Annotated in this window: 12 protein-coding genes; 7 read left to right on the forward strand and 5 right to left on the reverse strand. The window is 70.9% G+C overall.

Going from position 1 to position 14072, the window contains the following annotated elements; genetic code table 11:
- Positions 1 to 291: 291 nt before the first annotated feature.
- Positions 292 to 1431: a porin gene (locus B0W88_RS22665; RefSeq protein ID WP_077036899.1), complete on the forward strand. Its 1140-nt coding sequence runs from the start codon at positions 292 to 294 to the stop codon at positions 1429 to 1431.
- Positions 1432 to 1441: 10 nt separating this feature from the next.
- Here B0W88_RS22665 and ilvB read toward each other — a convergent pair whose 3' ends face one another.
- Positions 1442 to 3169 (reverse strand): biosynthetic-type acetolactate synthase large subunit, encoded by a 1728-nt coding sequence (gene ilvB / locus B0W88_RS22670; RefSeq protein WP_077036900.1) that lies wholly within the window; start codon positions 3167 to 3169, stop codon positions 1442 to 1444.
- Between the two features lie 90 nt (positions 3170 to 3259).
- Here ilvB and B0W88_RS22675 point away from each other — a divergent pair, with 90 nt between their 5' ends.
- Positions 3260 to 3727, forward strand: coding sequence for an Lrp/AsnC family transcriptional regulator (locus B0W88_RS22675; protein ID WP_198937911.1), 468 nt, complete (start codon positions 3260 to 3262; stop codon positions 3725 to 3727).
- Positions 3728 to 3731: 4 nt separating this feature from the next.
- Here the strand turns inward: B0W88_RS22675 and B0W88_RS22680 are convergent, their stop codons facing one another.
- From B0W88_RS22680 to B0W88_RS22690, 4 genes are all read right to left on the reverse strand, one after another.
- The gene (locus B0W88_RS22680) at positions 3732 to 4196 is read right to left on the reverse strand and encodes a hypothetical protein (protein WP_077036901.1); all 465 of its coding nucleotides are present in this window, start codon (positions 4194 to 4196) and stop codon (positions 3732 to 3734) included.
- A 168-nt stretch (positions 4197 to 4364) separates the two neighbouring features.
- Positions 4365 to 5210: a sensor histidine kinase KdpD gene (locus B0W88_RS34865; protein ID WP_233151809.1), complete on the reverse strand. Its 846-nt coding sequence runs from the start codon at positions 5208 to 5210 to the stop codon at positions 4365 to 4367.
- 3 nt (positions 5211 to 5213) lie between these two features.
- Entirely contained in the window at positions 5214 to 6410 is a 1197-nt protein-coding gene (locus B0W88_RS34870; RefSeq protein WP_233151810.1) for a hypothetical protein, read from the reverse strand.
- Positions 6407 to 7102, reverse strand: coding sequence for a response regulator transcription factor (locus B0W88_RS22690; RefSeq protein ID WP_077036902.1), 696 nt, complete (start codon positions 7100 to 7102; stop codon positions 6407 to 6409). The genes B0W88_RS34870 and B0W88_RS22690 overlap by 4 nt, the downstream gene beginning before the upstream one ends.
- A gap of 137 nt (positions 7103 to 7239) precedes the next feature.
- Between B0W88_RS22690 and B0W88_RS22695 the strand changes: the two genes are divergently transcribed.
- The 5 genes from B0W88_RS22695 to B0W88_RS22715 all read left to right on the forward strand — a co-directional run bounded on the left by B0W88_RS22695 (position 7240) and on the right by B0W88_RS22715 (position 14048).
- Complete coding sequence (locus tag B0W88_RS22695; protein ID WP_077036903.1) at positions 7240 to 8427, forward strand: prohibitin family protein; 1188 nt, start codon at positions 7240 to 7242, stop codon at positions 8425 to 8427.
- Positions 8424 to 9839: an SH3 domain-containing protein gene (locus B0W88_RS22700; RefSeq protein ID WP_077036904.1), complete on the forward strand. Its 1416-nt coding sequence runs from the start codon at positions 8424 to 8426 to the stop codon at positions 9837 to 9839. The genes B0W88_RS22695 and B0W88_RS22700 overlap by 4 nt, the downstream gene beginning before the upstream one ends.
- Before the next feature lie 31 nt (positions 9840 to 9870).
- On the forward strand, positions 9871 to 10635 hold the full coding sequence (locus tag B0W88_RS22705) for an ABC transporter substrate-binding protein (RefSeq protein ID WP_077036905.1): 765 nt from the start codon (positions 9871 to 9873) through the stop codon (positions 10633 to 10635).
- 138 nt (positions 10636 to 10773) lie between these two features.
- Positions 10774 to 12963 carry a TonB-dependent siderophore receptor gene (locus tag B0W88_RS22710; RefSeq protein ID WP_077036906.1) on the forward strand — a complete coding sequence of 730 codons (2190 nt, stop codon included), beginning with the start codon at positions 10774 to 10776 and terminating at the stop codon, positions 12961 to 12963.
- Positions 12964 to 12977: 14 nt separating this feature from the next.
- Positions 12978 to 14048, forward strand: a complete 1071-nt coding sequence (locus tag B0W88_RS22715) for a patatin-like phospholipase family protein (protein WP_077036907.1) — start codon at positions 12978 to 12980, stop codon at positions 14046 to 14048.
- Positions 14049 to 14072 lie beyond the last annotated feature (24 nt).

Consider the following 14072-nt stretch of genomic DNA (forward strand, 5'->3'; position numbering starts at 1 on the left):
AGCCAGGGGCGGTGGGCGGGCATCGCGTCTCTCCTTGCTTGTTCGTGAATGCTTGTCGCGCCGCAGTGTGTTCGCCGGCCCATGTCCCGGTCTGTCTGAAAGCCGACAAGTCGGGCGCTCGGATACCCGGCCGCCGCCTCGTGCGGATTTGGCGTTGGCGCCACAGCGGGCGCTGGGGTTTCCACCGGATTCGGCGCGGCGATCGGGCACTTGTCGGAATTCCGACAAACGGGCGGAAACCGCCTGCCTAGCATCGCGCCCCGATTGCCCACATCAACCACGGAGACATCGATGAACAACAAGAAGCAACGCGCCGCCGCCCTGGGCGCGATCGTGCTGGCCTGCAGCGGCGCCGCCGGCGCGCAGACGACCAGCGTCACCCTGTCCGGCCAGCTCGGCACCGGCGTCAACATGCTGGACCACCAGGGCGCCAGCGCCGGCCACATCACCACCGTCAGCGACAACCTGATGTATGCCTCCTGGCTGCGCTTCGGCGCCAGCGAGGACCTCGGCGGCGGCATGACCGCGCTGTTCCGCCTGGAGACCGGCCTGAACCTGGACAGCGGCACGCAGCAGAACGCCAGCAAGTTCTGGAGCCGGCAGAGCTTCGTCGGCCTGCAGTCCGGCCCGCAGGCCGTGACGCTGGGCCGCCAGTTCCAGGCCTCCACCGACCGCGCGATCCGCACGATGGACGTGAACTACCTGGCCGGCTCCACGCTGTCGGCCACGCCGATCGCCGTGTTCGGCGTGAACCGCTTCGGCGCCGCATCGGCGGGCAACGGCATGGACACCCGCACCGACAACTCGGTCAAGTACCGCCTGAGCCTGCCCGGCGTGGTCGAGTTCGGCGCCAGCGTCGCCGCGGGCGAGGGCGGCGTGTCGGGCCGCAGCTATGCCTTCGACGTCGCGCGCACGACGGCCAGCTACGACGTCGGCGCCGCCTACGCGCACTTCGACAACGGCAGCGCCAACCCGAACGGCCATGTGGCGGGCGAGGACTTCTGGGTCGTCGGCGGCAATGTGAAGATCGGCGACTTCCGGCCCTACCTGGCCTGGTACCACAACGAGATCGAGGCCTCGGCCAATGCCAATGCGGCGGTCAGCATCCTCGGCGGCCAGACGCAGAAGAACGAGATCCTCAGCGCGGGCCTGGCCTGGCAGGCCTCCACGCAGGTCCGCTTCACCGGCGCCTGGTACCACGACAAGGGCAGCAACCTGAACGGCCTGGCCACGCGCCATGGCACCAAGCAGACGCTGGTGCTGGCGGGCTACTACAACTTCTCCAAGCGCACCGAGCTGTACGCGGCCTTCTACGGCAACCGCTTCACCGGCGGCTATGCGCTCGAAGGCGTGAACCTGGCCGGGCTCAATCGCGTCGCGACGAGCACCAGCGCCAACGGCCTCTCGGCCGGCATCCGCCACAACTTCTGAGCGGCCCCGCTCAGCGCAGCATCACCTCATGATGCCCGCAGCCCGCGGGGATCATGGGGAAGCAGTTCTCCTCGCTGCGCACCCGCACGTCGAGGAAGAAGGGGCCGGGTGCGTCGAGGCAGCGCGTTAGCGCCGCATCGAGCTGCGCGCGTTCGTCCACCCGCTCGGCCTCCCAGCCGAAGCCCCTGGCCACCGCCACGAAGTCCGGCATGCAGGCGTTGTAGCTGTGGCTGTAGCGCTCGCCGTGGATCAGCTCCTGCCACTGGCGCACCATGCCCATGTGGGCGTTGTTGCACAGCACCAGCTTGACCGGCGTGCGGTGCTGGATCGCGGTGGCCAGCTCCTGGATGTTCATCAGCACCGAGGCATCGCCGCTGACGCAGACCACGGTGCAGCCCGGGTGCGCGATCTGCGCGCCGATGGCGGCGGGCAGGCCATAGCCCATCGTGCCGGCGCCGCCCGAGGTGAGCCAGCGGCGCGGCGCCTCGAAACCGAGGTGCTGGGCGGCCCACATCTGGTGCTGGCCGACGTCGGTGGAGACGATGGCGTCGCGGCCGGCCAGCGCGCGCTGCAGCTGCGCGAGCAGGGCCTGCGGGGCGATGGTGCCGGGCGTGTCCTCGAAGGCCAGGCAGCGCTGCGAGCGCCAGCCTTCGATGCGGGCCCACCAGCCGGCCCGCTGCGGCGCCTCGGTCGTGGCGAGCGCCGCATGCAACGCCGCCATCAGCTCGCCGGCATCGCCGACGAAGGGCAGGTCGGCCCGGACGACCTTGTTGATCGAGGCCGGGTCGATGTCGAAATGGATCACGCGGGCATGCGGCGCGAAGGCGTCGAGCCGGCCGGTGACGCGGTCGTCGAAGCGGGCGCCGACGCAGACGATCAGGTCGGCCTCGTGCATCGCCAGGTTGGCCTCCAGCGTGCCGTGCATGCCGGGCATGCCCAGCCATTGCGGGGCCGAGGCCGGGAAGGCGCCCAGGCCCATCAGCGTGACGGTGCAGGGCGCGTCGGCCAGGCGCACGCAGGCGGCGAAGTCGGCGCAGGCGGCCTCGCCCGCGTTGACCAGCCCGCCGCCGCCATAGAACAGCGGGCGCTCGGCAGCGGCGATCATCCGCGCCGCCTGGGCGATGCGGGCGGCGTCCATGCTCCGCGGGCGCGCGACCGGCTTGCGGGAGGGCAGCTCACGCTGGGGCATGCAGCGCTGCTGCAGGTCCTTCGGGAAGTCCAGCAGCACCGGGCCGGGCCGGCCGCCGGCGGCGGTGTCGAAGGCACGGCGCACCAGCGCCCGGACCTCGCCGGCATCGCGCACCTGGGCATTCCACTTGGTCACCGGCCGCGAGATGCCCAGCGCGTCGCACTCCTGGAAGGCGTCCGTGCCGATCGAGGGCAGGGCCACCTGGCCAGCGATGCACAGCACCGGGATCGAGTCGGACAGCGCATCGAGCAGGCCGCTGGTCGTGTTGGCCACACCTGGCCCCGAGGTGACGATCACCACGCCGACGCGGCCGGTCGTGCGCGCATAGCCCTGGGCGGCATGGACGGCGGCCTGCTCGTGGCGCACGAGGATGTGGCGGAGGCGCGGCTCGCCGTGGAGCGCGTCGTAGATCGGCAGCACGGCGCCGCCGGGATAGCCGAAGACGGTGTCCACGCCGAGCTCGATCAGGGTGTCCAGCAGCACCTGGGCGCCGGTTCGCTGGGGCGTGGGGGCCAGGTCTTGCCTGGTCGGTTCGAGGAGGGCTTGCATGAGCGCCAGTGTGGGCGCGGTGCCGCGGCAATTGTTCCTTTGTTTGCGCCCGTTTATGCTTGAATCAGAAAATCCTTCTGAAAGAAGATGATGTCAAAGGAAATAACACTTGATCGCTACGACCTGGCCCTGCTTCGCGCCCTGCAGCGCAATGCCCGCGCCAGCCTGCAGGAGCTCAGCGCCGAGGTTGGCCTGAGCAGTTCGCCCTGCTGGACGCGCATCAAGCGGATGGAGGAAGCGGGGGTGATCGAGGGCTACACGATCAAGGTCAATGCCGAGCTGGCGGGCGTGCCGGACCAGCTGATCGTCCAGCTCACGCTGGACTCGCACACCGACGACGCGCTGGAGGCCTTCGGCCGGCGGCTGGAGGCGATCCCGGAGGTGCTGGAGGCCTATCTGGTGTCGGGCGACTACGACTACGTGCTGCGGATCGCGGTCAAGGGCACGCGGGACTACGAGCGGCTGCTGCGCGAGCAGCTCTACAAGATCCCCGGCATCCGGCACAGCAAGTCGAGCTTCGTGCTGCGGCGGCTCAAGAGCGGGAACCTGGCGCTCTGATCGATCAGGCGGCGAGGCTCGCCGGGTCCAGCGCATAGAGCCAGGCCCGCGAACCCATCAGCGCGCCCAGCAGCGCGCGGCGTTCCGCCGGCAGGCGCACCTGCTGCTCCAGCGACAGGAACTCGCAGTCCCAGAAGCTCGCCAGCTGGCAGAGGAAGGCGCAGAAGGCATCGGCATCGGAGCGGGCGTCGATGGTGGCCCAGGCCTCGATGCCTTCCTCGCCCCGGTCCACCAGGTCGATGCGGTTGCCGTCGTGCGTGCCGTAGCTCAGCACGCTGCCGACGGCGGGATGCTTCGGATCGGTGCAGTTGGTATGGGCGGCGTTGCGCCCGAGCAGGCCGCCGATGAAGGGTCGCAGCATGGCCACGGCCTGCCGGTCCAGGGGCTGCCCGACCCAGCCGTGGTTGGTCAGCTGGGGCGGCTTGGACTCCGCGGGGAGCAATGCCAGTTCGAAATGCCAGATCGCCATGATGTTCGGCCTCCACAACAAGGAACGGACCGCATGCGGCGGTGCCATGCCTTGTCGCTGGCAAGGTCCGTACCCCGACGGGCCTCGTTCCGCCAAAAGCAGACGATTCCTACGGCGAGGCGGCCTGGTGGCGTACACGTTCCCGGCGTGCGGGCGCGGGATGAGTCATCAGCTCTGCAATGGCAGCGTGATCACGAAGGCGACCCCGCCGCCCTCGTTGCGCGCCTCGATGCGGCCGTCCATCTTGGCCAGGTAGCTGCGGGCCACGAACAGGCCCTGGCCGCGCCGCGCGCCTTCGGCCGGCGCATCGCTCTCTCCGTACTCGAAGACCCGCTCGAGCCGTTCGTGCGCGATGCCCGGCCCGCGGTTGTGCACCGCCAGCAGCGCATGCCCGTCGAGCCGCTGCAGGGCCAGCACGATCGGCGTGCCGGGCTCGCGATGGCGCTGCGCGTTGTTGAGCAGGTGGGTCAGCACGTCTTCCAGCGCGTACTCGTCCGCGTGCACCCACAGCGGGCCGCCGTCCCAGGGCGCGAGGCGCACGTCGGCGATGCCGGCATGGGCGGCGTTGTCGGCCAGCTGCGCGGCGAAGGCGGCGAGGTCCAGCCGGTCCGGGCTCAGCGGCGCGGCGGCCAGCGCCTCGCTGGGGCTGGCCGTGCCGTAGAGCACCCGCAGCGCCTGCTGCATGCGCAGCAGATAACGCCGGCTTTCATCGGAGGGCTGTTCGTGCAGCGCCAGCAGCGCCTGCAGCGGCGACATGATCTCGTGGCCCACCGCATGCCACATGTCGCGCTCGTGCTCGGCGCGCAGCTGCTCGCGGCGCAGCGCCAGCTTGGCGCGGGCCAGCAGGTCGGCCAGCGTGCCGGCGAGGATGCCCAGCTCGTCGCTGCCGCGCAGGTCCTTCACCTCCAGCTGGTCCAGGTGCTCGTCGATGCGGGTGGGCTGAAGGTTGTAGGAGACGGCGGCGGCGCGGCGCGTCAGCCGCGCGATGCGGCGCATCAGCGAGAGGGCGATCACCAGTCAGGCCAGCGCGATCGCCAGCAGCATGCCGCCGACCAGCCCCGAGACCCGCGCCGCGCCGGCGCTCAGCGCGCGGTCCACGCTGCGCAGGTCGCCGGTCAGCGTGAGTTCGTAGCGGCCCAGCGGTGTTTCCACCGTGTCGACGGCGCGCGGCGGCGTGGCGGCGGCCGGCTGCACCAGCGGCAGTCGGCGGATCAGCCGAGTGAGCCAGGGGGAGGGCAGCTCGTCGGGCTGGGCCTTGCCGTGCAGCTCGGCGATGGGCTTGCCCGCCCGGGTGATCGCCAGCTGCTCGCCGGGCTGCAGCTCGTCCTCCAGCACGGCCAGCGTCAGCGGCGGCTGGCTGGCGGCGGCGCTGTCGAACAGCGTGGCGCCGTCCGGCCCCAGCAGTTCCAGGCGCAGGCGCAGTTGGGCAAGGTCGGCCGGCGGCCAGGCGGCGAGCTTGCGGTCGGACAACTCCTCGGCCAGTTCGGCCACCGGCAGGCGCAGCGAGAAGAAGCTGCGGCGCGGGCAGTCGGAGGCATTGCCGGTGGAGGCAAGACATGACCCCTCGCGCCAGATCCAGCCGCGGAAGTCGCGGTCCGGGCGGGTGTGCTGCTGCAGTGTGTCACCGGCGATGCCCTCGAAGCCGGTCAGCCGGCCGCGCTGCACCCAGCCGCCCGGTTCCATCGCCTCGAAGGGGGCCGTCCAGCGCTGCGTGTGGCCGCGGTAGGCGAGGCTGACGCGCAGCCGGTGCACGCCGGCCAGCTCCAATTGCCCGCGCTCGCGCGCCAGCAGCGTCGGCGCGGCCAGGCTGCCGATGGCATAGACGAAGGCGCCCGCATAGGCATTGGCGCCCACCGCCTGGCACAGGCTGGCGCCACCGGCGTACTGGCGCGCGCAGCCGGACATCTCCACCGCGCTGCGGGTCTTGCTGGGATCATCGAAGTCGATGGCGGAGAAGGGCAGCAGCAGCGGGCCTTCACCGGCCTCGGGGTTCAGCAGCGCGAGCTGGCCGGTCGGGTGGCGCAGCCGCGCGGTGAGCGTGGCCAGCGTCTGGCCGAAGGTCTGCGCATAGCGCTGGTAGGCGCGTTCCTTCTCCTCGCGCAGCAGCGTGACGGCCAGTGTCAGCGTGGCGAGCGCCAGCGCCAGGAAGACGCCGTGGACGACGATGCGGTTGCGCCAGGCCGCGAGGCCCAGCCGCGGCGTGGTCCGGGTCATCGCGTCCAGCGGAAGCCGCGCATCGGCACGTTCTCGATCGAGTCGAACGTCGCATCCGCATCGCGCAGCGCCTCGCGGATCGCCGCCACATGCTTGCGCACGTTGTCCTTGCTGCGCCCGCTCTTGACCACCTCGAACAGCTCTTCGTAGGCCACCACCTCGCCGCGGCGCTGGTAGAGCGTGGCGAGGATGCGCTGGGCCGTCAGCGGCAGGTTGATGCGCTGGCCGCGCCACAGCGGCTGGCGCTGCCACAGCGGGTCCAGCTGCAGCTCGCTGGCCGGCGCCTTCTGGGCGCTCGAGTCCTGCCGTGCGCGGGCGGCGCGCAGCATGTCCAGGAAGGTCTCGATGAACTCGGCCTGCTCGAAGGTGGTCTTCTGCAGGTAGTCCCAGGCGTCCAGCGCCTTCATGATCGAGCGGTAGATGGCGGCCGGCATGGCGGAGACCACCAGCACCGGCGTGCCCGCACGGCGCTTGTTGATCGCGTTGATCAGCGCCACGCCGGCGTGGCGCTCGTGGCCCAGCTCGATGTCCAGCAGCACCAGCGCGTAGTCCTCGCGGGCCAGCGCGGCCTCGGCGGCGTCGCGGTCGAACCACTGGTCGATCTGCAGTTCCGGGCGGGCGGCGCGGATCCAGGCGGCGAGCTGGTCGCTGGTGGGGCGGTCGTCCTCGACGATGGCGATGCGGGTCGGCATGGCCGCGATTATTGGGCACTGCATTTGGCGTTCGCGCGGAAGATTTCTTCCGCACCCCGGAAGCTTGACACCCGCCGCCGGCGTGGCGCGCTCGCGGGCCTGGGCGGAATCATGGCCTCACCTTCACAGGAGAGACCATGAGCCTCATCGACAAGATCCCGGAACCGATCCGACGCCTGCCCTCGCGCAGCGTGCCGCACCTGCCGCGCCTGGCGGTGCTGGCGCTGGCGGCTGCCGCGGTCTACGGCATTGCCACCCATCCGCCGCTGTACACCGTGCCGCGCGGCGAGGTGGCGGTGCGCACCAACCAGTTCACCGGCCGTGCGGTGGTGCTGCATGAAGGCCGGGTGCTGAACGTACCGGGCGTCCACGCGGTGCGCAGCTTGCCGGCGCAGGAGCGGGTCTACCACGCCACCAGCCTCGCCCGGGCCGATGGCAGCGGCGCGCTGCAGTCGCTGGAAGGCCTGTCGCTGGGCCTGGACCTGACGCTGGCCTGGCGCATCGACCCCAGCAAGCTGTCCCAACTGGCCGAGAGCCTGCCCGACGATATCGAGCGCGACCTGATCGCCCCGGCGCTGCAGGCCAGCATCTACCCGGTCGTGTCGCAGCACACGGTGCGCGAGATCTTCTCCAGCAAGCGGGCCGAGATCCAGCAGGCGGTGGCTCAGGGTCTCGCAGCACGCCTGGCCCGCCAGGGCATCGAGCTGCGCAGCCTGCAAGTGGGCCATGTGGACCTGCCCGCCGACTACCGCCGCGGCATGGACGGCCTGCTGGCCGAGGGCCTGGCGGCCGAGAAGATGCAGTTCACGCTGCAGCTGAAGGAGAAACAGGTCAAGCAGACGGAACTGGAGGCCGAGGCCGACAAATCGCGCCGCCAGATCGCCGCCGAGGCTGCCGAGCGCGAGCAGATCATCGCCGCCCGGGCGCAGGAGGAAGCGATGAAGCACATCCTGCCGCTGAAACAGAAGCAGATCGAGCAGCGCTCGCTGGAAGCCTCGGCCGCCAATGCCGAGCGCGTCAAGCTGGCCGAGGGCAATGCCAAGGCGCGCCAGATCGAGGCCGAGGGCGAATCGCTGGCCCGCCAGAAGCTGGCCGATGCCGAGGCCTACCGCCTGGCCACGCTGGGCCGGGCCGACGCGGAGCGCATGGCGCGCGAGGGCGCGATCCTCACGCAGCATCCGCTGCTGGTGCAGAAGACGCTGGCCGACAAGCTCTCGGACAAGGTGCAGGTGATCATCGCGCCGCCCTCGGTCAGCGGCGGCTTCATCGGCTCGGGCCTGCTGGGCTCGAACACGGCCGTCAAGGCCGAGGAGACGCAGCAATGAAGACGGTGGCCTGGGTGATCGGCCTGTCGCTGGCGGCCGCCGCGGTGCAGACCGCCTGCGGCGCCACCGCCAACGCCACCGTGCTGGTGCTGCAGGACGGCGCCCCGCTGCGCGCCGCGGCCCGCGATTCGAGCCCGCAGCAGGCGCAGCTGGCGCGCGGCGAGGCGCTGGAAGTGCGCGGCGAGCGGCTCGACTGGCTGCAGGTCTGGGACTACCGGCGCGAGCGCGGCGGCTACCTGCGCCGTTCACAGGCGCTGGCCGTCGCGGCCGAGCCCGCGGCCCTGCTCGCCCAACTGCGCCTGACGCTGCCGCAGGACGGCGCCGAGGGTCTGGGCGTGGCCCTGGCCGCCGCCTACATCCAGGCCGCCACGCCGGCCCAGCTGGCCGAGCCGCAGGGCGCCGAGGTGCTGGACGCGCTGGGCCGCCTGGGCGAGCGCATCGCCGCCAACAACGGCCCGAAGCGCGCCGCGCTGCTCGACGTGGCGACCCGCTACGGCCTGCGCTTCGACAGCGTCGAGCAGGCCGATGGCGGCGTGCGCCTGTGCTATGACGGCGACGCCTTCCGCCGCGTGCTGAGCCTGCCGGCCGAGGCCTCGGCCAAGGCCCGCGCCGCGCTGGCGCTGACCCGTGCCGATTGCCGCGCGTCCACGCTGACCACCAGCCAGCGCCTGGCCAGCGACGACTGGCGCGCCGAGGTGCTGGAACACGCGCCGCTGGACGGCCTGGCCGGCTACGAGCGCAACCGCCTGTTGCTGCGCCGCGCGACGGTGGCGGCCAGCCGCGCCTTCGCCCGCCGCGATGCGGCGCTGGCCGGCCAGGCGCTGGCCGAGTTCGCCCGCGTGCAGCCGGTGGAGCTGCCGGAGGACGATCTGCCCGAGTGGAACGACGCCGCGATGCGCGTCAACGCGATGCGCTGGCTGGCGCTGCCGGCGCCGAGCGAGCGTCGCATCGGCAGCTTGACGCTGAAGCTGGAGCCGGGCGAGAACCCGGGCGAGCAATGCCTGACCCTCGCCGGCACGACGGCCCGCAAATGCAGCCTCGCCGCCGTGATGCTCGCCTCGGCCAGCCTCAACCGCGAAGGCACGGCCATCGCGCTGGCTGCCCAGCCGCTGGATGGCTGGCGCGAGCTGTGGGTGCTGCGCCGCCAGGGTGGCCAATGGCAGTTCGACGTGCTGCCGCCCGCGCTGGCCGCGCCGGGCCTGGGCTATGTGGAGTTTGCCGGCTGGATCAACGGTGGCCTGCTGGTGGCCAGCGAGTCGCGCGCCGAGGGCCGCTACGCGCCGCGCCGTTTCGCGCAGCTGGACCTGGCGACGCTCGCCCCGCAGCGCCAGTCCGGCGAGCCGATGGCCCTGGGCGCCTTCCAGCGCTGGGCCGACCCGGCCTGGCGGGGCGCCTCGCTCGCATTGCGCTGAAGATTGGCGTTAGCTGGGGCATCATCGCGCGATGCTGCTCCGAACCCGAGTTGCCCTGATGCTGGCGATTGCGCTGGCGATCCCGGCCCATGCCCAGCCCCGGCGCTGGCAGTTCGCCACGGAGCCCTTCGCGCCCTACACCTACGAGCAGGGCGGCCAGGCGGCCGGGCCGATGGTGGAGGTGCTGGTCGAGGTCTGCCAGCGGATGAAGATCCAGTGCCGGATCGACGTGCTGCCCTGGCGGCGCGCCTTGAGTGCGGCGGAACGCGGGCAGATCGATGGCGTGTTCACCGTCGTCGACGTGCCCGAGCGCCGCGCGGCCTTCCATGTCTCGGCGCCGGTGATGGAGGCGCGCTACACCTTCTTCGCGCCCACCACCAGCGGCTTCGCCTTCCAGCGGGCCGAGGACCTGCGCGGCCGCACGATCGGCGTCTACGGCCCTTCCGCCAGCTCCCGCACGCTGCAGGCGCTGGCCGAGGGCACCGATGCCGAGATCAGCGTGGAGGTGGACAACCCGACCGTGCTGCGCAAGCTGCAGGCCGGCCGCTACGGACCGCAGGGCCTGGCCTTTGCGAACGAGATGGTGGCCGAGGCGCTGATCGCCGACCAGTCGATAACCGGCCTGCATGCGGCCGGCGTGGCCACGCGCTTCAACTACAGCTTCGGCCTGTCGCGGCAGCGCGTCCCGGAGGCCGACGCGCGTCGCTTCGACGCGATCCTCGGACAGCTCTGCCGCAGCGGCTGGCTGCAGGAGGTGCTGAGCCGCCATCGCATGCAGGCAGCGGCCTGCCAGTAGCTCCTCGAGCCGCCGCAGCCGCAGATCGCCCCGGCGAAGCCGCAATCCATCGCATGACCTCCGGCAGCGTCATGCGGAACGGGTATCGTGCCGCCCTTTGCGTCTTCCTGTGAACCTGTGTTGCTGGAGTATTTCTTGTTGAAGCGTCATCCGATCGCCGCCGCCTGTGCCCTGCTCGTGGCCGCTGCCGCACCCGCCTTCGCCCAGGACGGGCCGCCCGGCGAGGGCCAGCCCCGTGCCGGCGCCAAGCTGGAGCGGGTGGAGATCAGCTCGCGTCCGGCGACCGACACCGACCTGCGCCGCAAGTCCCCGGTGGCCAAGCAGATCTACGGCCGCGAGGAACTGGACAAGTTCGGCGACACCAACGTGGCCGACGTGCTCAAGCGCCTGCCCGGCGTCAACATGGCCGGGGGCGCGCCGCGCATGCGCGGCCTGGGTTCGGGCTATACGCTGATCCTGATCAACGGCGACCCGGCGCCGCCGGGCTTCGACCTGAGCCAGCTCGACCCGGCCCAGGTGGAGCGCATCGAGATCACCAAGGGCCCGACGGCCGACCAGAGCGCCCAGGCCGTGGCCGGCGCGATCAACATCATCCTGAAGGACGCGCCCAAGGTCACCCAGCGCGACCTGCGCCTGGGCACCAGCTACAGCGCGGTGCGGCCGGGCGCGTCCGGATCGTTCACCTACGGCTCGCGGCAGGGCGGGCTGTCGTACTCGCTGCCGATCTCGGTGTTCGGCTGGCGCGGCCTGAATGAATCGACGACGACCCGCGCGGTGAACGAGGCCGGCAGCGACTGGACGGTCACGCAGGCGCAGGAGCAGGCTTTCTGGGGCGCCGGCTGGAACGCCACGCCGCGGCTGAACTGGAAGATCGACGACGAGCAGTCGCTGAACCTCACGTCCTTCCTGCAGCAGGGGCGCTGGCACTTCAACACCCGCTTTGCCGACCTGGGCGAGACGGGCAGCGGCGCGCTGCCGGACTCCGACACGCGCAACCTCGGCACCTGGCAGATGGTGCGTGCCAACGGCCAGTACACCAACCAGCTCAACGACAGCCAGCGCCTGGAGCTGAAGGCCGGCCTGCAGGACGCCCGCGGCAGCTTCCACAACGACACCTTCGCGACGCCGTTCCGCAACTCCGACGGCGACAACACCGATCGCAACTTCACCCAGGGCGGCAAGTTCAGCCAGATCGTCAACGACCAGCACAGCGTCACCGGCGGCTGGGAGCTGGAATGGCGCCGCCGCGAGGAGACGCGCACCGTGCGCGTCGGCGGCCAGGAGCAGTTGCCGGGTGTGGACGGCGCGCCGTTTGCGGCCGACATCAATCGCCGCGCCTTCTTCGTGCAGGACGAGTGGGAGATCTCGCCGCAGTGGTCGGCCTATGTGGGCCTGCGCACCGAACGCATCCGCACCGAGACCGCCACCGAGGACGGCACCAAGTTCGGCAACACCAGCAGCGTCACCACCCCGCTGCTGCACCTGAACTACAAGATCGACCCCAAGGGCCGCGACCTGATCCGCGCGAGTCTCACGCGCAGCTACAAGGCACCGACGCTGAACCAACTGCTGTCGCGCCCGGCGCTGTCGGGCCTGTACCCGGACCCGACGACGGCCAATACCGACATCTCGCCGGACAACATCGGCAACCCGAACCTCAAGCCCGAGCTGGCCACCGGCCTCGACGTGGCCTACGAGAAGTACCTGCAGGGCGGCGGCATGGTCAGCGTCGGCGGCTTCTATCGCCGCGTATCGAACCTGATCCGCAACGTGGTGTCGCTGGAGCAGCCGGGCGAGGCGATGTACTGGTCGGACGTGGCGCGCTGGGTCAACCGGCCGGTGAATTTTTCCACTGCCACGGCCATGGGCCTGGAGCTGGAGCTGAAGGGCCGTGCCGGCGAGCTGATGCCTTCGCTGTTCGACCCCAAGCTGCCGCTGAACCTGCGGGCGGCGCTGAACGTCTACCACTCGCGCGTGGCCGCCGTGCCGGGCCCGAACAACCGGCTGGATGCGCAGCAGCCCTGGTCGGCCAACCTGGGCTTCGACTACCGCACGACGGCCGTGCCGATGAACCTCGGCGCCAGCTTCGCCTACACGCCGGGCTACCTGACGCAGCAGACGAGCATGCAGGCGAGCGAGCTGTCGCGCACCCGCTCGCTGGACCTGTTCGCCCAGTATTTCCTCAGCAAGACCAGCTCGATCCGCGTCTCGGCCAACAACTTCGCGCCGGTGGACACGCAGACGCTGGCGATGACGGCGGGCGGCTACACCTTCACGGATCGCAAGGCGAGGACGCAGTTCGGGCTGAACTGGGAGACCAAGCTGTAATTAAACTGCAGCGCATGCAAGCACTGCACATCCACGCGGGCCCTCGGGCCCGCGCTCTTTTGGCCGAGCGCGGTTTGCGCCCGGAAGACGTTCGGGTCATCCCCGGCGCGGCGGGCGGGCCGAAGGGCCTGATCCTCAAATCGCTGGATCAGTTCATCTTCGGGCCGTGGCTGGGTTCGACTTCGCACGAAGTCCATCTCGTCGGCGCCTCGATCGGCGCCTGGCGCATGGCCACCGCCTGCCTCGGCGATGCCGAGCGCGAGTTCGAGCGGCTGGCGCATGAATACGTCCACCAGCGCTACGACAGCAAGCCGGGGAAGATGCCCACCGCCGAGGATGTGACCCGCGGCTTCCAGCAGAAGCTCGAGGAGGTGTTCGGCGGGCGCGAGGGCCAGGTCTTGTCCCACCCGCGCTACCGGCTGCATGTGTTCACCTCGCGCGGCCGCCATGTGCTCGGCAGGGAGGGGCGGCTGCGCACGCCGGCCGGCTATTTCGGCGCCTTCGCGGCCAACCTGTTCGCCCGCCGCGCGATGGGCGCCTGGCTGGAGCGGGTGGTCTTCTCCGACCCGCGCGACCCGCTGCCGATGTCGCTGGACGACTACCGCAGCCGGCAGGTAGCACTCACCACACATAACCTGTTAGCTGCAGTGCTGGCGAGCTGCTCGATCCCCTTCTGGCTGAAGGCCGTGCACGACATCCCGGGCGGCCCCAAGGGCGCCTACTGGGACGGCGGCATCACCGACTACCACCTCCACCTGGACTACGCATCGATGATCGGCGACGGACTGGTTCTCTATCCCCACTTCCAGCGCCAGGTGGTGCCGGGCTGGCTCGACAAGGCGCTGAAGGGCCGTCACGGCGCCACGGCCTTCCTCGACAACGTGGTGCTGCTGGCGCCGAACCCGGAGTGGGTGAAGACGCTGCCGCGCGGCAAGCTGCCCGATCGGGAGGACTTCAAGCATTACGGCGATGACACCGAGGCACGGGCGAAGGCCTGGCTGCGGGCGGTGGCGGAGAGCGAGCGGCTGAGCGAGGAGTTCGCCGCGGCCTGTGCGGGCGGCCCGATCGAGGCGCTGCCGCTATGAGGAAGGCACTGCGCTTCATCGTTC

Origin of the sequence: Pelomonas sp. KK5 (assembly GCF_001984095.1) — a bacterium.
Lineage (GTDB): Bacteria > Pseudomonadota > Gammaproteobacteria > Burkholderiales > Burkholderiaceae_C > KK5.